Source organism: Streptomyces sp. NPDC031121 (assembly GCF_055570615.1).
Map to the genome: position 1 here is coordinate 139,038 of NZ_JBVIGV010000012.1, position 19,454 is coordinate 158,491.

A 19,454-nucleotide genomic window follows, 5' to 3' on the forward strand; every position below is an offset into this window, starting at 1 on the left:
ACGGCACGGGCGAACGGCTTCTTAGAGTAGCCTTACCTAACTTAACCGGCTCCGGATGGAGGGTCACATGCCAGCAGGAGGACCGACCGGAGGGCTCGTCCTCCGCCGGGCGATCAGGGGACAGCGCCGCAGAGTCGTCTCTGCCTCCCTGCTCGGCATGACCCACCAGGGGTGCGAGGCGCTGGTACCCGTCGTGATCGGCGCCGCCATCGACACGGCGGTCGCCACCGGGTCCGCGCAGTCGCTGCTGCGCTGGCTCCTGGTCCTCGGCGTCCTCTTCCTCGTGCTGTCCACCTCCTACCGGACCAGCGCCAGGATCGCCGAAGGGGCCGGTGAGCACGCCGCGCACCGGCTCCGGCTCGAACTCGGCGCCCGCGTGCTCGACCCGCGCGGCGGCGCCGACGCGAACCGGCTGCCGGGCGCCCTCACCAGCATCGCCACCAACGACGCCCGCCGCGTCGGCTCGGTCGCCACCGTCCTCCCCTACGGCTGCGCGGCCGTCGCCGCCCTCGCGGTCAGCGCCGTCGCCCTGCTGCGGATCTCCGTGCCGCTCGGCCTGCTCGTCCTCCTCGGAATCCCGCCGCTCCTGTGGCTCGGCCACCGCATCAGCCGGCCCCTGGAGCGGCGCAGCGAAGCCGAACAGGAGAGCGCCGCGCACGCCTCCGGTGTCGCCGCCGACCTCGTCTCCGGGCTCCGCGTCCTCAAGGGCATGGGTGCCGAGGCGGCCGCCGTGGCCCGCTACCGCACCACCAGCCAGGACTCACTCGCCGCGGCGCTGCGCGCGGCCCGCAGCCGCGCCGGACACGAAGGCGCCCTGCTCGCCCTGACCGGGGTGTTCGTCGCGGCCATCGGCATCGCCGGCGCCTACCTCGCCATGAACGGCAGCATCAGCGTCGGCGACCTCGTCGCCGCCGTCGGCCTCGCCCAGTTCCTCCTCGGCCCCTTCCAGCTGCTCGCCTACTCCAACGCCGAGTTCGCCCAGGCGCGCGCCTCCGCCCGGCGGATCGCCGAGGTCCTCGCCTCCCCCGCCGCCGTCGACGGCGGGGAACGGGCGCCCGCCGGCCCGGACACCGCAGCCGGGCACCTCCGGCTGCGGGACGTCAGCCTCGGCGCCCTGCGCGGCGTCGACCTCGACTTCCCCGTCGGCAGCCTCACCGGCGTCGTCACCAGGGACCCGGCCGCCGCCCACGACCTGCTCCTCGCCCTCGCCCGGGAGACCGACCCGGCCGGCGGCCGCGTCGAACTCGACGGCGTCCCCCTGACCGAACTCGACCCCGACCGACTGCGCCGCACCGTCCTCGTCGCCCACCACGACGCCGACCTCTTCGAGGCCAGCCTCCTCGACAACGTACGGGCGGGCGCGGCCGGTTCCGGCCCGCACGCCGTCGACGCCGCCCTGGCCGCCTCCACCGCGGACGAGGTCGCCGCACTGCTCCCCGACGGGGCGGACACCGTCCTCGCCGAACGCGGCCGGTCCCTCTCCGGCGGGCAGCGCCAGCGCGTCGCCCTCGCCCGGGCCCTCGCCGCAGACCGCCCCGTCCTCGTCCTGCACGACCCGACCACCGCCGTGGACACCGTCACCGAGTCACGGATCGCCGCCCGACTCCGGGAGGTCCGCCGGGGCCGCACCACCGTCCTGATCACGACCAGCCCGGCCCTCCTCGCCGAGACCGACCGGGTCGTCGTCCTCGACGGGGGCACCGTCGCCGCCGCCGGCGCGCACACCGAACTCGTCACCACCTACGAGGACTACCGCACGGCGGTGCTCGCATGACCACCACACACGAGGACCGCACGGACCCCGCCGAAACGGGGACGGAGAGGGACAGGGACATGAGCGGGACCCGCACGCACGACGGCACGGACCGCACGCTCCTGCCCACCGCCGGCGGTGCGGAGAGCCTCGCGGCGCTCCGCACCATCCTGCGCGGCCACCGGCTCCTCGCCTCCGCCGCCGTCCTCGTCCTGGTCGTCGGGACCGGGATCGGCCTGCTCACCGCCCCTCTGCTCGGCCACATCGTCGACCTGGTCGTCGGCCAGGAGGGGCAGCGGGCCCTCACCCTCCCGCTGGTCCTGCTCGTCGTGGTCGCGCTGGCCCGCGGCGCCGCCGCCGCGTTCGGCAGCGCCCTCGTGGCCCGGCTCGGCGAGACCGTGCTCGCCGCCGTGCGCGAGCGGTTCATCGAACGGGCACTGCGGCTGCCCCTGGAACGCGTCGAGGCCGCCGGCTCCGGAGACCTCGTCTCCCGCGTCACCAGCGACGTCGGCATGATCGCCAAGTCGGTGCGGCAGGCCCTGCCCGAGTTCGCCCGCTCCGCGCTCACCATCGTCCTCACCCTGGTCGGACTCGCCGTCCTCGACTGGCGGTTCCTCCTCGCCGCCCTGCTGGCCGTACCCGTCCAGGTGCTGTCGGTCCGCTGGTACCTGCGCCGCGCCGCACCCGTGTACGCCGCGCACCGCGTCGCCACCGGCGCCCTCCAGCACCAGCTGCTCGACAGCATCGGCGGGGTGCGCACCGTGCGCGCCTTCCGGCTGAACGAACGGCACACCGCCCTGCTGGCCGACCGCTCGGGCGCCGCCCGGGACGTGGCGCTGCGCGGGCTGCACATCGTCACCGGCTTCTTCTCCCGGCTGAACCTGGCCGAGTTCATCGGGCTCGCCGCCGTGCTCGGCACCGGCTTCCTGCTCGTCCGGAACGGCTCGGTGAGCATCGGCACGGCCACCGCCGCCGCCCTGTACTTCCACAGCCTGTTCAACCCGGTCAACGCCGCGCTGTTCCTCCTGGACGACGCCCAGTCCGCGGGCGCGAGCTTCGCCCGCCTGGTCGGCGTCGCGAACCTGCCCGCCGAGCCGGCCCCGCAGGGCGGGGGCATCCCGGCCGACGGCGCTGTCGCGGTGGCCGGGCTCGGCCACGCGTACGCCGACGGGCGGCCCGTCCTGAGCGGCGTCGACCTCGACGTGCGCAGCGGCGAGCGGGTCGCGCTGGTCGGCGCGAGCGGCGCCGGCAAGACCACCCTGGCCAAGGTCATCGCCGGCGTGCACACGCCCGCGAGCGGGACGATCTCCCTCGGCGGGGTCGACGTCCGCGAGCTGGGCCCGGAAGGCGTCCGCCGCACCGTCACCCTCATCAGCCAGGAAGTGCACGTCTTCGCCGGGCCCCTGGCCGAGGACCTGCGGCTGGCCCGGCCGGAGGCCACGGACGCGGAACTGCGCGGCGCGCTCGACAAGGTGGGCGCCCTGGAGTGGGCGGAGGCCCTGCCGGAGGGCCTCGCGACCGTGGTCGGCGAGGGCGGCCACCGGCTGACCGTCGCCCAGGCCCAGCACCTCGCGCTCGCCCGGCTCGTCCTCGCCGACCCGCCCGTCGCGATCCTGGACGAGGCGACCGCCGACGCGGGCAGCGCGGGCGCCCGGGTGCTGGAGGAGGCGGCCGCGCGCGCCCTGGAGGGCCGTACGGGCCTCCTGGTCGCCCACCGCCTGCCGCAGGCCGCCGCGGCGGACCGCGTGGTCGTCCTGGACGGCGGCCGGGTCGTCGAAACGGGCACCCACGACGAACTCGTCGCGGCGGGCGGCCGCTACGCGGCGCTGTGGGCAGCGTGGTCGGACAGCCGGCAGGGGGCGGACACCCCCGTGGCGGCCCCCGGCCTACCCACGGACCGGACGCAGGCCGACTCGGCCCTCGGCGTCCACTAGTACGGGGTGGTGGGGCCGCGTGCCGTTCCAGCTTGGCGTGAAAATGCCGGGGACGGGATTCCTTCGATGTTTTCGTCCGCTGGACGGGGCCTTGACCCTCCATCAGCGCCCAGGCAGCCTGAGGCCCTCGACCTGGGGTGGCCGCGCCGGGCCGAGTTCTTGTTCAGCAGAACTTGGCCGCCGCCGCGGCAGCTCCCTCATTCCAGGCCTTGTTGTAGGTCTCGGTGCGGGGTGCTATTCCCTGCGCCGGCTTGGCCTGGCAGTTCTCTTTGACCGCCTTGTAGCCGTCGGCGAAGCCCTTGGCCTTCTCCTCGTCCTTCTGCGACTGCTCGGTCTTGGCCCTGGCGCACTTGATGGTGCTCTCGCCGTCGTCCACCGAGATGTGGTATTGACCGTCCTTGGCGCCGGCCACCACGAATGCGCCGTCGGCGTCCACGGTGAAGCCGGATCCGCTATGGCTCGGTCCGATGAACGAGACCTTCTGCCCTTGCTTGAACCCCTCGCCCATGAGCGAGAAGGTGGCTTGACCTGCGGCGTCGGTGTTCCGTACCACCGCGCAGACCGCCGTCGGGACCACGGTGGCGGTCTGGGGAACCTCTTCACTCATCCCGTGGGCGCCGGCAGCCGTGCCGAGCGCGAAGGATGCGGCGAGCGGTGGTGTCAGGAGAACGAGACACAGTCTGCGGTTCATAAGGCCACCCTCGGATGGGTGGGCTGACCTTCACAGCCCGGGTACCACCATTGTCGGCGGATCGCGGGGCCACCGCATGTCACCCTGGTGAGGCGAACCGGGTGGCCGGGTGGCGCCGCCCGGCCGTGTGTGCATACCCCGAGGCCCCTTCCGAGCACGGCGAGGAGAACGGCGGTGACGCCGAGGACGGTGGGGGCGCCGAGGACAGTGGGGGCGACGCGAACGCGTATGACGATACTGACCCCTTGGTGCTGCCGCAGCCGCCGGCGGCCCGTGGCCGCCGTTCGACACTCCCCCTCGCCGGCGTCGCGACCACGCGACGCCGGCGAGCCGCGTTTCCGGGGCCGTTCGCGGGCGGCGCGGCCAGGGGGCCGTGACCGCGCCTCGGTCTCCACACGCGGCGGGCAGCCGCCGCCGCGCGCCGCCCGACGGGCCCGGGCTCAGGAGGGACGCCAGGCGGGTCGGGGCCGCTGGCCCCCCTGCGCGGTGCGCGCGCCGCCGCCCGCGGAGGAAGGTCCTCCACGGGCGGCGGTTTCGGTGCGGGCGGGTGGGTCAGGACTGGACTGCCGCGAGGCTCGCCGGCCTCAGGTCCGTCCAGTGCTCCTCCACGTACGCCAGGCAGGCCTCGCGGGTGTCCGGGCCGGCGGCGGTGCGCCAGCCGGCCGGGACCTCGGCGAAGGACGGCCACAGCGAATGCTGGTTCTCGTCGTTCACCAGGACCAGGAAGGTGCCCTGCGGGTCCTCGAACGGGTTGGTGCTCATGCGGTGTCACTCCTCTGGGACGGTGCGGTGAACAGCTCGGACAGCGGCTGTTCGGGACGGGCTGCCGCGGTGTGCAGCAGCTGGACAAGCTCGTCGGCGAGCCGCCGGGCCTTGGCGGTGCCGAGCAGGTCGGTGGCGTGGACGAGGGCGCAGTGGACGGGTCCGTCTCCGCGCGGCTCGTGGAAGCCGAGGGTGAGGTCGGCCCTGGTCCGGCCGGTCGGCACGGCTTCCAGGGTGCCCGCGCCGCCTTCGAGTGGGGCCAGGTCGGCCTGCTCGTGGTGGATCACCATGACCTGCGGCCCCTCGGCGGGCAGGCCGGTGGCGCGGGCGACCTCGTCGTACGGGATCTCCTGCCGGTCGAGGGCGCTGAGCACGGTCTCCCGTACGCGGCCGAGCAGTTCCGTGAAGGTCGGGTCACCCGCGGTGTCGGTGCGGAGCACGACCGTGCCGAGGAAGCTGCCGACGAGGTCGGCGAGCCGGTCGTCGGTGCGGCCGGCGACCATCGTGCCGACGGGCAGGTCGGTGCCGGCGCCGTGGCCGGTGAGCAGGGCCGCGAGGGCGGCGTGCAGCACCATGAACATGCTGGTGCCGGTGGCGCGGGCCAGTCGGTCCACGGCCGCGTGGAGCTCCTCGTCGAGGACGAAGCCGACGTGACCCGCGGGCCGCCGCCCTGTGTCCGCTGCGGCGGGCAGCGGCCCGTCGGCCGGGAGCGCCAGCCGCTGCGGGGCGCCGCGGAGGGTCTCCCGCCAGTAGGCGAGCTGCCGGCCGCCGCGGCTGTCGGGGTCGGCGGGGTCGCCGAGGACCTCGTGGGCCCAGCGGGTGTAGTCCGCGTACGAGACGGGCAGCGGCTGCCAGTCGGGGGCCCGGCCCTCCCTGCGTGCCGCGTAGGCGGTGGTGAGGTCGCGGAACAGCGGGACGACGGACCACTCGTCGGCGGCGAGGTAGTGCAGGGCGAGCAGCAGGGCCTGGCCGCCGTCGGGGCCCGTCAGCAGGTGGGCCCGCAGGGGGGCCTCCCGCTCCAGGTCGGGTGCCTCGGCGGCGAGTTCGCGCAGGCGTGCGTCGAGGTCGGCGCACTCCTGCGCGGTCAGGGCCGGTGCCTCGGCGGGCCGCTGGTGTACGGCGCCGTCGCGTTCGGCGAAGGCGGTGCGCAGCGGTGTGTGGCGGTCCGCGACGTCGGCGAGGGCGGCGGCGAGCGCGTCCGCGTCGAAGCCGTCGCCGGAGCGCAGGGCCAGGGCGTGGTCGAAGCCGGGGCCGCGGCGGTACGCCTGCCACAGGGGGCGCTGGCCGGGTGCGAGCGGCAGCGGGCCGCCGCCGGGTGCCGCGGGGCGCAGGGCCGGGCGGGCGGCCGTCGCCCCGGTGAGCTTGCCGGCGAGGCCGACGACGGTCAGGGCGTCGAAGACGTCGCGGATGCCGAGTTCGACGCCGAACTCGGTGCGGATGCGGCCGAGGAGCCGCATGGAGGCCATCGAGTGGCCGCCGAGCGCGAAGAAGTTGTCGTGTACGCCGACGGTGTCGAGCTTGAGGATCTCGCAGAAGAGTGCGGCGAGGCGCGCCTGGGTGCCGTCGGCCGGGCGGGCGTCGCCGGTCATCGCCGACCAGTCGGGCGCGGGCAGCGCCTTGCGGTCCAGCTTGCCGTTGGGGGTCAGCGGCAGCGGGCCGTCGAGGGGGACGACGAGCGCGGGCACCATGTACTCGGGCAGCAGGGCGGCGACGTGCGCGCGCAGCTCCTGCGGGTCGGGGTCGGCGCCCGGCTCGGGGACGGCGTAGCCGATGAGGCGGACGATGTCGCCGTCGCGGTCGGGCAGGACGGCGGCCTGGGCGACCGCGGGGTGCCCGGCCAGGGCCGCCTCGATCTCGCCCAGCTCGATGCGGAAGCCGCGCACCTTGACCTGGGTGTCGACCCGGCCGAGGAAGTCGAGGTTGCCGTCGCGGCGCCAGCGGGCCCGGTCGCCGGTGCGGTACATGCGGCTGCCCGGGGCGCCGTACGGGTCGGCCGTGAAGCGTTCCGCGGTCAGTGCGGGCTTGCCGAGGTAGCCGCGGGCGAGTCCGCGGCCGGCGACGTACAGCTCGCCGACGACGCCGGGCGGGACGGGCCGCAGGTGCTCGTCGAGGACGTAGGCGCGGGTGTTGGGGTCGGGGCGGCCGATCGGGACGCGGCCGGGCGGGGTGCCGCCGTGTTCGCGGGCGGGCCACAGGGTGGAGTTGACGGTCGCCTCGGTGAGCCCGTACGCGCAGATCAGGTGGGCGGTGGCGCCGAACCGCTCGAACAGGTCCGGCGGTACGGTCTCCGTGCCGACGAGGACGGTCGACCCCTCGGGGAGCGCGCAGCCCGGCGGGAGCGCCGACACCAGCGACGGCGGCAGGATCATGTGGGTGATCCGCTGGTCCGCGAGGAAGTCGGTGAGGGCCGGTCCTGCGACCCGCGCCTCGTCGGTGATCAGGACGAGCCGGCCGCCGTGGCACAGGGCCATGGCCAGCTCGAACGCGAAGACGTCGAAGCCGATGGAGGCGAACTGCAGGACTCGGCTGTCCGGGCGCAGGCCCATGCGGTCGACGGCGGTCGCGACGAGGCTGGAGATTCCCTCGTGGGGGACGACGACGCCCTTGGGGCGGCCGGTCGAGCCGGAGGTGTAGATCACGTACGCGGCCTGGCCGAGGGCGATCGGGCCGTCCTGCACCGGCCCGTCGGGGAGCGCGTCGAGGGCGGCGGCCGTGTCGGGGGCGTCGAGGAGGACGACCGGGACGCCGGGCACGTCGGGGATCTTCCCGGCGACGGGCTCGGTGCCCACGACGAGGGCCGCCCCCGAGTCCTCGATCATGTAGGCGAGGCGGTCGGCGGGGTGGGCGAGGTCGAGCGGCAGGAACGCCGCGCCGAGCTTCATGGCGGCGAGCACGGCGGCGACCATGTCGACGGAGCGGGGCACGGCCACGCCGACGGTGCTGTCGGCTCCGGCGCCGTGGGCGGCGAGGAGCCGGGCGATGCGGTTGGCGCGGGCGTCGAGCTGCGCGTACGTGGCCGAGCGGGCCCGGTCGACGACGGCGACGGCGTCGGGCCGCTCGGCGAGCCGCCGGGCGAACAGGTCGGGGAAGGACGCCTCCTCGACCTCGCGCGGCACGCCGTTGAAGCCCTCCAGGACGAGCCGGCGTTCGGCGTCGTCGAGGATCTCCGCCTGGGACAGGGGCCGTTCGGGTGCGGCGGCGAGGGCGGTGACGAGCCGGCGGAGCCGGTCGCCGAGCTCCTCGGCGGTCTCCGGGTCGAACAGCTCGGTGGCGTACTCCAGGCGGCAGCCGAGGGAGCCGGGGCCGCCGTCGGCCGGGGTGTGCTCGGTGAAGCTGAACACCAGGTCGAACTTGGCGGAGCGGATCCGGTACGGCACGTACGCGACGGACAGGCCCGGCAGGGCCAGTTCCCCACCGGTGCGGGCGTGGTAGCCGACCATGACCTGGAAGAGCGGGTTGCGGGAGAGGGAGCGCGTCGGGTTGAGCGCCTCGACGACGGCCTCGAAGGGCACGTCCGCATGCGAGAAGGCGGCGAGGTCGGTCTCGCGGACCCGGGCGAGCAGCTCGGTGAAGGAGGGGTCGCCGCCGAGGTCGGTGCGCAGGACGAGGGTGTTGACGAAGAAGCCGACCAGGTCGTCCAGGGCCTCGTCGGCGCGGCCGGCGATCGGCGAGCCGAGCGGGATGTCGGTGCCGGCGCCCATGCGGTGCAGCAGGGCGGCGACGGCCGCGTGGACGACCATGAACATGCTGGCGCCGGTGTCGCGGGCGATCCGCCTGAGCGCTTCGTGGGTGCCGGCGTCGAAGGTGAGGTCGAGTTCGGCGCCGGTGAACGCCGGGCGGGCGGGCCGGGGCCGGTCCGCGGGCAGTTCCAGCTCCTCGGGGGCGCCGGCCAGCGCCGTCCGCCAGTGGTCGAGCTGCCGGGCGGCCAGGCTGGCGGGGTCCGCCGGGTCGCCGAGGAGGCGCTGCTGCCAGAGCGCGTAGTCGGCGTACTGCACCGGCAGCGGCTCCCACGTCGGCGCCTCGCCCCGCAGGCGGGCCGTGTAGGCGGTGGTCAGGTCGCGGAGGAACGGGCGGTCCGACCACTCGTCGGTGGTGATGTGGTGCAGCAGCAGGACGACGACGTGGTCCTCGGGGGCCAGCTCCACGAGGGTGGCCCGCAGCGGCAGTTCGGCAGCCAGGTCGAAGGGGCGGCCGACGGCGGCGTCGACGATGCCGGGCAGCTCGTCCTCCGTGGCGCGGACCAGCTCCACGACCGGGCGGGCCTCGTCGGCGGGCAGCACCCGCTGGAGGGCCTGGCCGTCGGGTGTGGTGGAGAAGACGGTGCGCAGGGCCTCGTGGCGGTCGGTCACGTCGGCGAGGGCGGCGCGCCACGCGTCGGTGTCGAGTGCGCCGCGCATCCGCATGACCAGCGGGAAGTTGTAGGCGGCCGAGGTGCACTCGATCTGCTGGATCATCCACAGCCGCTGCTGGGCGTGGGAGAGCGGCAGTTCGCCGGGGTGTTCGCCCGCGGTCAGCGCGGGGCGGGCCGCTCCGGCGCCGCGGCCGGCGCGTTCGGCGAGCTCGGCGACGGTGGGCGCCTCGAACAGGTCGCGGATCGCCAGCTCGGTGTCGAGCGCGGTCCGGGCGCGGCTGACGAGCCGGGTGGCGAGCAGCGAGTGCCCGCCGAGTTCGAAGAAGTCGCTGTCGATGCCGACGCTGCCCTCGGGCAGGCCGAGGACCTCCGCGAACAGGGCGCACAGCACCTGCTCGCGCGGGGTGCGCGGGGTGCGGCCGGCGGCGGATCCGGCGAAGTCGGGTGCGGGCAGCGCCCGCACGTCGAGCTTGCCGTTGACGGTCAGGGGAAGGGTGGAGACGGGGACCAGCGCGGACGGGACCATGTAGTCGGGCAGGCCGGCCTTCAGGTGGTCGCGCAGGCCCTGCACCGGCTCCCCGCCCGCCTCCGCACCGGCCTCCGTACCGGCCTCGGGGACGACGTAGCCGACGAGGCGCCTGGTGCCGGCGGACTCGTGGACGACGACCGCGGCGTGGGCGACGGCCGGGTGCGCGGACAGGGCGCCGGCGATCTCGCCGAGTTCGATGCGGTAGCCGCGGATCTTGACCTGGTCGTCGGTGCGGCCGAGGAAGTCGAGCAGTCCGTCGGGCCGCTGCCGCACGAGGTCGCCGGTACGGTACATGCGCTCGCCCGGCTCGCCGAACGGGTCGGCGACGAACCGCTCGGCGGTCAGGCCGGGCCGGTCGTGGTAGCCGCGGGCCAGGCCGGTGCCGGCGATGTACAGCTCGCCGGGGCAGCCCGGCGGGACGGGCCGGAGCATGGCGTCGAGGACGTGGGCGCGGGTGTTGCGGATCGGGACGCCGACGGTGGAGGTGGCGCTGTCCTCGGTCGAACCGCCGAGGGTGTTGATCGTGTACTCGGTCGGCCCGTACAGGTTGTAGCCGTACGTGCCGTCGGTGCGGCGCAGCCGGTCCCAGACGGTGTCGGGCACGGCCTCGCCGCCCAGCAGGACGAGCGCGGGCCGGTGCCTGCCCGCCGCCTCGTCGTGCTCCAGCAGGCCCTGCTCGATGAGGAGCTGCGCGTAGGTGGGCGTCACGTTGACGACGTCGACGCGGTGGGCGTCGCAGTACGCGACGAGCGCCTCGGCGTCGCGGCGCAGCTCCTCGTCGCAGACGTGGACCTCGTGGCCCTCGACGAGCCAGAGCAGCTCCTCCCAGGACATGTCGAAGGCGAAGGAGACGGTGTGCGCGATGCGCAGCCGCCGCCCGCCCGCGGAGGCGATCGCCGGGTCGAAGATCTCCTTCTGGTGGTTGAGCTGCATGTTCGTCAGGCCCCGGTAGGGGGTGACGACGCCCTTGGGGCGGCCGGTGGAGCCCGAGGTGTAGATGACGTACGCCGGGTGCTCCAGGCGGTCCGGGACGCCGCGGGCGAACGCGGGCCGTTCGGCATCGGTGATCTCCGCACCCGACAGGGCGGCCAGTTCGGCCGCGACCGCCTCGTCGTCCAGGAGGAGTTCGGGGGCGGCGGGCCCGTCGGGGCCGCGCAGGGCCGGGGCGACGGCCGCGGTGGAGACCAGGCACAGCGGGCCGGTGTCCTCGACCATCAGCCGCAGCCGGTCCGCCGGGTGGTCCAGGTCGAGCGGCAGGTAGGCGGCGCCGGTGCGCAGGACGGCGAACAGGGCGGCGACCATGTCGATGGAGCGGGGCAGGGCGAGCGCCACGGCCTTCTCCGGCCCGGCGCCCCGGGCGAGCAGCAGCCGGGCGATCCGGTTGATGTGCGCGTCGAGTTCGGCGTACGTGAGGGCCCGCTCGCCGAAGACGAGCGCGACGGCGTCCGGGGTGCGGGCGACCTGCGCGGTCAGCATGTCGGCGATGGTCTCGTCGGGCACGGGTTCGCGGCTGCCTGCGCATGCGGCGGTCAGGGCGGCGCGCTCGGCGGGCAGCAGCACGTCGACGCCGGCGGTCCGGGCGGATGCGCCGTCCGGGCCGTCGAGGAGGGCGCCGAGCCGCTCCAGGACGGTGGTGAACCGGGCGAGGACGGCGGCCGACGCCTCCGCGTCGAAGAGGTCCGGGCGGGCCGCGAGGGTGACGCGCATCCGGGTCTCGGGCGTGACGATCAGGGTGAGCGGGAAGTGGGTGCCGTCCACGTTCGACACGCCGGTGATGCCGTGCCGCCGCCGCAGTTCCGCGGCCCGCTCCTCGCCGTCGGCGGAGCGCAGCACGAACAGGGTGTCGAACAGCCGGCGGTGGCCGGTCTCCTGCTGGAGGGTGCCGAGGCCCACGTACTCGTACGGCATGACGGCGGCCCGCTCGGACTGCATCCGCCGCAGCAGGTCGAGCAGCGGCTCGTCCGGGGCGAAGGCGACCCGGGCGGGCACGGTGTTGAGGAACATGCCGATGATGCCGGCCGCGTTCGGGACGTCCGCCGGCCGTCCGGCGACCGCGGTGCCGAAGGCGACGTCCCCGCGCCCGGTCATCGAGGAGAGGACGAGCGCCCAGGCGGCGTTGAGGACGGTGTTGAGGGTGAGGCCGTGCCGGCGGGCCAGCGCGCGCAGCCGGTCGCCGGCCTCGCGGGAGAGCACGGCGTGGTGGTCGGCGGGGATGACCGGGCCCGCGTCGCGGCCGGCCGGTGCGACGAGCGTCGGCTCGTCGAAGCCGGCGAGGGCCTCTCGCCAGGCGCCGACGGCACGGGCGGTGTCCTGCCGGTCCAGCCAGGCCAGGTAGTCGCGGTACGAGCCCGGGGCGGGCAGGCCGGCGGTGTCGCCGGACCGCTCGTACAGGGTGAACAGCTCCTCCAGGAAGAGCCAGGCGGACCAGCCGTCCCACAGGATGAGGTGGTGGGTGACGACGAGCCGGTCCCGGCCGTCGCCCAGCCGGATCAGGCGGAGCCGGCACAGCGGCGGCGCGGACAGGTCGAAGCGCTGCCGGCGGTCGGCGGCGAGCAGCTCCCCTACCCGGCGGTCCCGCTCGCCGGCGGGCAGGCCGGCCAGGTCGGTCACGGTGAGCGGGATCTCGGCGCCGTCGGCGATGAACTGCACGGGCCGGGGCAACCCGTCGCTGGTGAAGCCGGCGCGCAGGCTCGCGTTGCGGTCGAGGAGGGCCCGGCAGGCGGCGCGCAGCCGGTCCTCGTCCAGGCGGTGGTCGAAGTCCAGGGTCTCCTGCGAGAGGTAGACGTCGAGGGTGTCGCCGGTGTCGTAGGTGGCGTGGAAGTACATGCCCTCCTGGAGCGGGGAGAGCGGCCAGATGTCGGCGACGGGCAGGCCTGCGGCGGCCTCGACGCGGGCGGTCTCCTCCGGGGTCAGGACCAGGCCGCCCAGCGGGGCGGGGGCGGGCGGCCCGGCGGCCGGGGAGGCGGCGGTCAGCTGGTCGAGGAGGGCTTTGAGGGCCGGGTCGACGGCCGCGCCGGACGCGGCCTGCGCGGCGAGGACGGCCTGGAGGGCGGCGGCGGCCTGCCCGGCGTCGGAGGCGGACACGGTCACGCCGTCGGCCGGAGCGCCCGGCTCGCCCGGGGCGCCGGGGGCGGTTTCGGCGGCGGGCTCGTCCGGCGCGGTGGCGGCCGTCGCGGCGAGCGCGGCGGGCGTACGGTGCTCGAACACATCGCGCGGGCTGATGGCCAGTCCCCTTTCACGGGCCCGGGTGGCGACGGCGATCGAGGTGAGGCTGTCGCCGCCGAGCATGAAGAAGTCGTCGTCGGCGCCGATGCCCTCGACGCCGAGGACCTCGGTGAAGATCCGGCACAGGGTGCCCTCGCCCTCGGTGCGGGGGGCGCGCCCCCCGGCCCGGGGCGCGAGGTCCGGCGACGGCAGGGCGTTCTGGTCGAGCTTTCCGCTGGGCGTCAGCGGCAGCGCGTCCAGGGCCACCACGGCGGCGGGCATCATGGCGGCGGGCAGGGCCTCGGCGAGCCCGGCGAGCAGGGCGGCCCCGTCCGGGGACGCGCCGGGGGCCGGGACGGCGTAGCCGAGGAGGGCCCCGTCGCGGACGATCACGGCGGCGCGGGCGACGCCCGGCAGGGCGGCCAGTGCCGCCTCGACCTCGCCGAGTTCGATGCGGTTGCCGCGGATCTTGACCTGCCGGTCGGTGCGGCCGAGGTACTCGACGGCCCCGTCGGGGCGGCGGCGTACGAGGTCGCCGGTGCGGTACATCCGCTCCCCGGGCCCGCCGAAGGGGTCGGCGGTGAAGCGCTCGGCGGTCAGGGCCGGCCGGCCGTGGTAGCCGCGGGCCAGCTGGACGCCCGCGAGGTACAGCTCGCCGGGCACCCCGTCGGGTACGGGGCGCAGGAAAGGGTCGAGGACGTGGAGGCGGGTGTTCCAGACGGGCCGCCCGATGGGCACGGCGAGCCCGGTGCCGCCCTCGTACGGGAAGTACGTGACGTCGACGGCGGCCTCGGTCGGCCCGTAGAGGTTGTGCAGCGGCACGGGGCCGTGCGCGGAGCCGGAGGTGAGCTCCCACCAGCGGCGGGCTTCGGCGCCGGTGAGTACCTCGCCGCTGCAGAACACCCGGCGCAGGCTCGCCGCCCAGTCGGGCGGGCCGCCGGTGCTCTCCATGACCTGGGTGAAGGCGGCCAGCATCGACGGGACGAAGTGCAGCGTCGTGATCCGGCGGGCGCGGATCAGATCGGCGAGGTAGGCGGGGTCGCGGTGGCCGTCCGGGCGGGCGAGGACGACGGCCGCGCCCGCGGTGAGCGCCCAGAAGAACTCCCACACGGAGACGTCGAAGCCGGACGGGGTCTTCTGGAGCACCCGGTCGTCGGGGGTGAGCCCGTACGCGTCCTGCATCCAGGCGAGCCGGTTGACGATGGCCCGGTGGGTGACGGCGACGCCCTTGGGGCGGCCGGTGGAGCCGGAGGTGTGGATGAGGTAGGCCGGGTGGTCGGGTCCGGCGGGCCGGGCAGGCGTCACGGGCGTGCCGCCGGCGGGCTGCTCCCGGTCGTCCCGGCCGAGGACGAGCCGGTCGAGGCCCGAGGCGCCGGGCAGCCGGTGCGCGGCCTCGGGGGTCGTGACGACGGTCCGCGCCCCGGAGTCGGCGAGCAGGTACGCGAGGCGTTCGGCCGGGTAGTCCAGGTCGAGGGGCAGGTAGGCGGCGCCCGACTTGAGGACGCCGAGGAGCGCGACCACCAGCTCGGCCGAGCGCGGTACGGCGACCGCGACGTACTCCTCCGGTCCGGCGCCGCGGGCCCGCAGCCGTGCGGCCAGGGACTCGGCACGCCGGTCGAGTTCGGCGTAGGTGAGGACGGTGTCCTCGAAGACGACGGCCGGGGCGTCGGGGGTGCGGGCCGTCTGCGCGTCGACGAGGGAGACCAGGGTGGCGTCGGGGACGTCGTGCGCGGTGGCGTTCGCTGCGGCGAGGTGGGCGAGCTCGCGGTCGGAGAGCACCCCCGTACGGGCGGCCGTGCGCTCGGGCTCCGCGACCAGGGTGCGCAGCAGCGCGGTGAACCGCTGGGCGAGGACGGCGACGGCCGGACCGTCGAGGCGGGCCGCGTCGTGCTTGAAGCGCAGCAGCAGGCCGTCGCCCGGTTCCACGACGAGCGCGAGCGGGTAGTGCACGGCGTCGAACACCTCGGTGCCGGTGATCCGCAGCGCGCCGGGGTCCGTGCCGTCCGAGGGGTCGCCGGCGGGGAAGTTCTCGAGGACGACGAGCGTGTCGAACAGCTCCCCGCCGCCCGCGAGGCGCTGGATGTCGGCGAGGCCGAGGTGGTGGTGGTCGAGGAGGGCGGCGTGCTCGTCCTGGACCCGGCCCAGCAGGCCGGCGAGCGTCTCGTCGGGGCGCAGGACGACGCGGGCCGGGACGGTGTTGATGAACAGGCCGACGGCGGAGTCGAGTCCGGCGACCTCGGTGGTCCGGCCGGAGACGGTGGTGCCGAACACGACGTCCCGGCTGCCGGTGAGCGCGCCCAGCAGCAGGGCCCACGCGCCGTGGACGACGGCGGCGAGGGTGAGGCCGCGGGCGCGGGCGAAGGCGTACAGCCCGGCGGTGAAGTCCGCGGGCAGGCGGGTGTCCACGTGCCCGGGCCGGGCGGGGGGCCGCCCGCGGTCCCCGGCGCCGTCGGGTGCGGCCAGGCGGGTGGGCCCGTCCAGGCCGGCGAGGGCGGTACGCCATGCGTCGCGGGCGGCGTCCCGGTCGCGGGAGGCCAGCCACGCCAGGTAGGGGCGGGGGTCGGCGGGCTCGGGCAGGTTCTCGCCCCGGTAGGCGGCGGTGAGTTCGCGCAGGAGGACGCTGACGGACCAGCCGTCGGCGGCGATGTGGTGGAGGGTGAGCAGGAGGCGGTGGCGTCCGCCGTCGCGGATCAGCGTGGCCCGCAGGAGCGGCGGGCGTGCCAGGTCGAAGCGCTCGGCCCGGTCGGCGGCGAGTACGTCGTCGAGCGGGGTGTCGGCGGTGTCGGCCCGCCGCCACGGCAGGGTGGCCCGGTCGGCGAGCCGCTGGACGACCTCGCCGCCGGGGAGCTGGCGGTAGGAGGCGCGCAGCAGGGGGTGCCGGTCGAGCATCAGCTGGAGGGCGCTGCGCAGCCGGTCGGGGTCGACGGGGCCGCCGCCGAGGTCGAGGAGTTCCTGGACGACGTAGAGGTCGGCGGCGTCCTCGTCGAAGGCGGCGTGGAAGTAGAAGCCCTCCTGGAGCGGGGAGACCGGAAGGGCGTCCTCGTCCAGCGCGATGGGGGCGGGAGCGGGGGCGGCGGGGGCCGCCTCGGCGGCGGCGCGGGCGAGCGCGGCGACCGTGCGGAGCCGGAACACCTCGCGCGGGTTGAGGGCGAGCCCGGCCTCGCGGGCCCGGCCCACGAGCCGGATGGCGACGATGCTGTCGCCGCCGAGTTCGAAGAAGCTGTCGTGGACGCCGACCGAGGGCAGGCCGAGGACCTCCGCGAACAGACCGGCGAGCACCGTCTCGACCGGGCCCTCGGGGGCGTCGGCGCCGCTCAGGGCGGTCCAGCGGGGCTCGGGCAGGGCCCGCCTGTCGAGCTTGCCGTTGGGGGTCAGCGGCAGCGGGCCGTCGAGGACGACGACCGCGGACGGCGCCATGTGGTCGGGCAGGGTGTCCGCGACGCGGGCGCGGGCGGCGATGGCCGCCCCGGTGTCGGTGCCGTTCTCGCCGACCAGGTAGGCGACGAGGCGCTTGGCTCCGCGGTGGTCCTCGCGGACGAGGACGGCGGCCTGCGCGATGCCCGGGCAGGCCATGAAGGCGCTCTCGATCTCGCCCGGCTCGATCCGGTGGCCGCGGATCTTGATCTGGCCGTCGGCGCGGCCGAGGAACTCCAGGTTCCCGTCGGCACCCCACCGCACGCGGTCGCCGGTGCGGTACATGCGGCTGCCGGGGGCGCCGTACGGGTCGGCGGTGAATCGTTCCGCCGTGAGCCCCGGCCTGCCGAGGTAGCCGCGGGCGAGGCCCCGCCCGGCGATGTATAGCTCGCCCTCGGCGCCGACGGGGACCGGGCGCAGGGCGGTGTCGAGGACGTAGGCGCGGGTGTTGGGGTCGGGGCGGCCGATCGGGGCCGGACCGGGCCGCCCGGGGTCGGCGGGCCACAGCGTGGAGTTGACGCTGGCCTCGGTGAGCCCGTACGCGACGACGACGCGGACCCGCCCCGCCCAGCGGGCGATGAGTTCGCCGGGCACGGCCTCGGTGCCGACGATCAGGACGGAGCCGTCCGGCAGCTCGCACTCCGGGGGCAGCGCCGACACCAGGGACGGCGGCAGGATCATGTGCGTGGCCCGGTGCCGTGCGATGTACTCGGTCAGGGCGGGTCCGGCGACGCGGCGCTCGGCGGGGACGAGGATGATCCGGCCGCCGGTGCACAGCGACATGACCAGGTCCCAGACGGTCACGTCGAAGCCGACGGAGGCGAACTGGACGACGCGGCTGCCGGCGGTGATGCCGATGCGGTCGGTGGCGGTGGCGATGAGGCTGCCGACGCCGTCGTGCGGGACGACGACGCCCTTGGGGCGGCCCGTGGAGCCGGAGGTGTAGATCACGTACGCCGCCTGGTCCAGGGCGACCGGCACGCCGGGGGCGGTGTCCTCCCGGCGGGCGAGGGCTTCCGCGGTGGCGGGGTCGTCGAGCACCAGGTGCGCGATGCCCGCCGGCTCCGGCAGTTCGCCGGCGAGCTCCCGTACGGTGACCACGGTGCGGGCGCCGGCGTCCCGGAGCATGTAGGCGATGCGGTCGCGGGGGTGGTCGGCGTCCAGCGGCAGGTAGGCGGCGCCGGCCTTCATCACCGCGAGCAGGGCGGCGACGAGTTCCGGGGACCGCGGCAGGGCCACGGCGACGACGTCCTCGGGGCGGACGCCTCCCGCGAGGAGGTGGCGGGCGAGCCGGTTCGCGGCGGCGTCGAGTTCGGCGTACGTCAGCTCGCGCTCCTCGAAGACGAGGGCGACGGCGTCGGGCGCGCGGCGTACCTGCGCCTCGAACGCGGCGGGCCAGGACAGCTCGGCGGTCTCGCGCGGCGAGGTGCCGAACTCCCGCAGCAGGGTGTCGCGTTCCGTGTCGGTCGTGAGGTCGAGGTGGCCGACGGGGCGGTCCGGGTCCGCGGTGAAGGCGCGGAGGAGGGCGAGGAAGCGCCGCTCGTGGCCGGCCAGGGCCTCCTCGTCGCAGACGGCCGCGTCGGCGTCGAGGTGCACGGTGACGGCTTCGCCGCCGGGCAGCTCGCCGAAGCCGAAGGCCAGGTCGCTGACGGGTCCGAGCCATTCCGGCCGGAGTACGGCGGTGCAGTCCGCGAAGTGCAGGTGGTCGGGGCGGGGCAGGATGTTGACGGTGGGGCCGACGAGTTCGGCGACGCCGTCGACCAGCCCCAGGTCCTTGGCCAGGTCCTCGGCCCGGTAGCGGCCGTGCTCGACCGCCTCGGCGACCGCGTCGCGGACGCCGGCCACGAGCGCCGCGGCGGTGGTGGCGGGTCCGACGGCCAGCCGCAGCGGGACGATGTTGGAGAGCATGCCGGGGACGGACGCGGACGCCTCGTCCTGGCGGGCCGCGATCGGCAGGCCGAGGACGAGGTCCTGCTCCCCGGTCACCCGGTGCAGGTACGCGGCCACGGCGGCGATCAGGACGCGCGACACGCGGGTGCCGGCGCGGTCGGCGGCCCGGTGCAGCCGTCCGGCCTCCTCGGCGGGCAGCTCCACGGACCGCCGCAGGCGCCGGGCGGTGAGCGCGGGGGCCCGCTCGACGAGGCGGGCCGGCTCGGGACGGCCGGCCATGCGCTCCTGCCACCAGGCGCGCTCCGCCGCGTAGCGCGCGGAGGCGCGGTGGGCGCTGTCGGCGTCCACCAGGCGGGCCAGGGACCAGTCGGGGTCCGCGGCGGCCTGCTCCCCGAGGGTGTACAGCTCGCCGGCGCGCCGGGATATCAGGGCGACGCCCATGCCGTCCACGAGGATGTGGTGGTAGCGCTGGTACCACCAGACGCGGTCGTCGGCGAGGCGGAGCAGGGCCTGGGCGAAGAGCGGCCCCGCGGCGAGGTCGGCGGGCCGGTCCCGGTCGGCGGTGATCCACTCGCCGGCCGCCCGCTCGGGGTCGCCGGCGCCGCGCAGGTCGACGACCGGGACGTCGGCGGCGGGGGCGGCGGGCGTCTGGCGGGGCTCGCCGTCCTCCCCCGGCGCGAGGCGGACGTGGAGGCACTCGGCTTCCCGTACGGCCCGCTCGACAGCGGCGGCGAGGCGGCCGAGGTCGATGCCGCCGCGCAGTTCCAGGGCGAAGACGATGTTGTAGGCGGAGCTGCCGGGCTCGATCTGCTGGGCCAGCCAGATGCCGGCTTGCCCACCGGTCACGGGCATCCCGGGCGCGGGTGTCCGGTCCGACTCGACGTCAAGCATCGTACGTTGTGGCCTTTCCCTGGTGGTGCGGCGGT

5 protein-coding genes are annotated in these 19,454 nt (G+C 75.8%); 2 read left to right on the forward strand and 3 right to left on the reverse strand.

The window, feature by feature from the left end:
- The first annotated feature begins 67 nt into the window (after positions 1 to 67).
- Together ACZ462_RS23320 and ACZ462_RS23325 are read left to right on the forward strand one after the other, a co-directional pair.
- A complete protein-coding gene (locus tag ACZ462_RS23320; RefSeq protein ID WP_467804649.1) occupies positions 68 to 1,774 on the forward strand; it encodes an ABC transporter transmembrane domain-containing protein in 1,707 nt (568 codons plus the stop codon).
- Entirely contained in the window at positions 1,771 to 3,687 is a 1,917-nt protein-coding gene (locus tag ACZ462_RS23325) for an ABC transporter ATP-binding protein (RefSeq protein WP_467804648.1), read from the forward strand. Before ACZ462_RS23320 ends, ACZ462_RS23325 begins: the two co-directional genes overlap by 4 nt.
- Before the next feature lie 163 nt (positions 3,688 to 3,850).
- Here ACZ462_RS23325 and ACZ462_RS23330 read toward each other — a convergent pair whose 3' ends face one another.
- The 3 genes from ACZ462_RS23330 to ACZ462_RS23340 form a co-directional block, all read right to left on the reverse strand.
- Positions 3,851 to 4,378, reverse strand: a complete 528-nt coding sequence (locus tag ACZ462_RS23330) for a hypothetical protein (protein WP_467804646.1) — start codon at positions 4,376 to 4,378, stop codon at positions 3,851 to 3,853.
- Between the two features lie 552 nt (positions 4,379 to 4,930).
- Positions 4,931 to 5,140 (reverse strand): MbtH family protein, encoded by a 210-nt coding sequence (locus tag ACZ462_RS23335; protein WP_402381334.1) that lies wholly within the window; start codon positions 5,138 to 5,140, stop codon positions 4,931 to 4,933.
- Positions 5,137 to 19,419 (reverse strand): amino acid adenylation domain-containing protein, encoded by a 14,283-nt coding sequence (locus ACZ462_RS23340; RefSeq protein ID WP_467804645.1) that lies wholly within the window; start codon positions 19,417 to 19,419, stop codon positions 5,137 to 5,139. Before ACZ462_RS23340 ends, ACZ462_RS23335 begins: the two co-directional genes overlap by 4 nt.
- Positions 19,420 to 19,454: the final 35 nt, after the last annotated feature.

What these genes read in the sequence shown, in the direction of transcription:
- ACZ462_RS23320 (WP_467804649.1), top strand. Translation starts at nt 68, where the DNA reads ATGCCAGCAGGAGGACCGACCGGAGGGCTCGTCCTCCGCCGGGCGATC.
- ACZ462_RS23325 (WP_467804648.1), top strand. Translation starts at nt 1,771, where the DNA reads ATGACCACCACACACGAGGACCGCACGGACCCCGCCGAAACGGGGACG.
- ACZ462_RS23330 (WP_467804646.1), bottom strand. Translation starts at nt 4,378, where the DNA reads ATGAACCGCAGACTGTGTCTCGTTCTCCTGACACCACCGCTCGCCGCA.
- ACZ462_RS23335 (WP_402381334.1), bottom strand. Translation starts at nt 5,140, where the DNA reads ATGAGCACCAACCCGTTCGAGGACCCGCAGGGCACCTTCCTGGTCCTG.
- ACZ462_RS23340 (WP_467804645.1), bottom strand. Translation starts at nt 19,419, where the DNA reads ATGCTTGACGTCGAGTCGGACCGGACACCCGCGCCCGGGATGCCCGTG.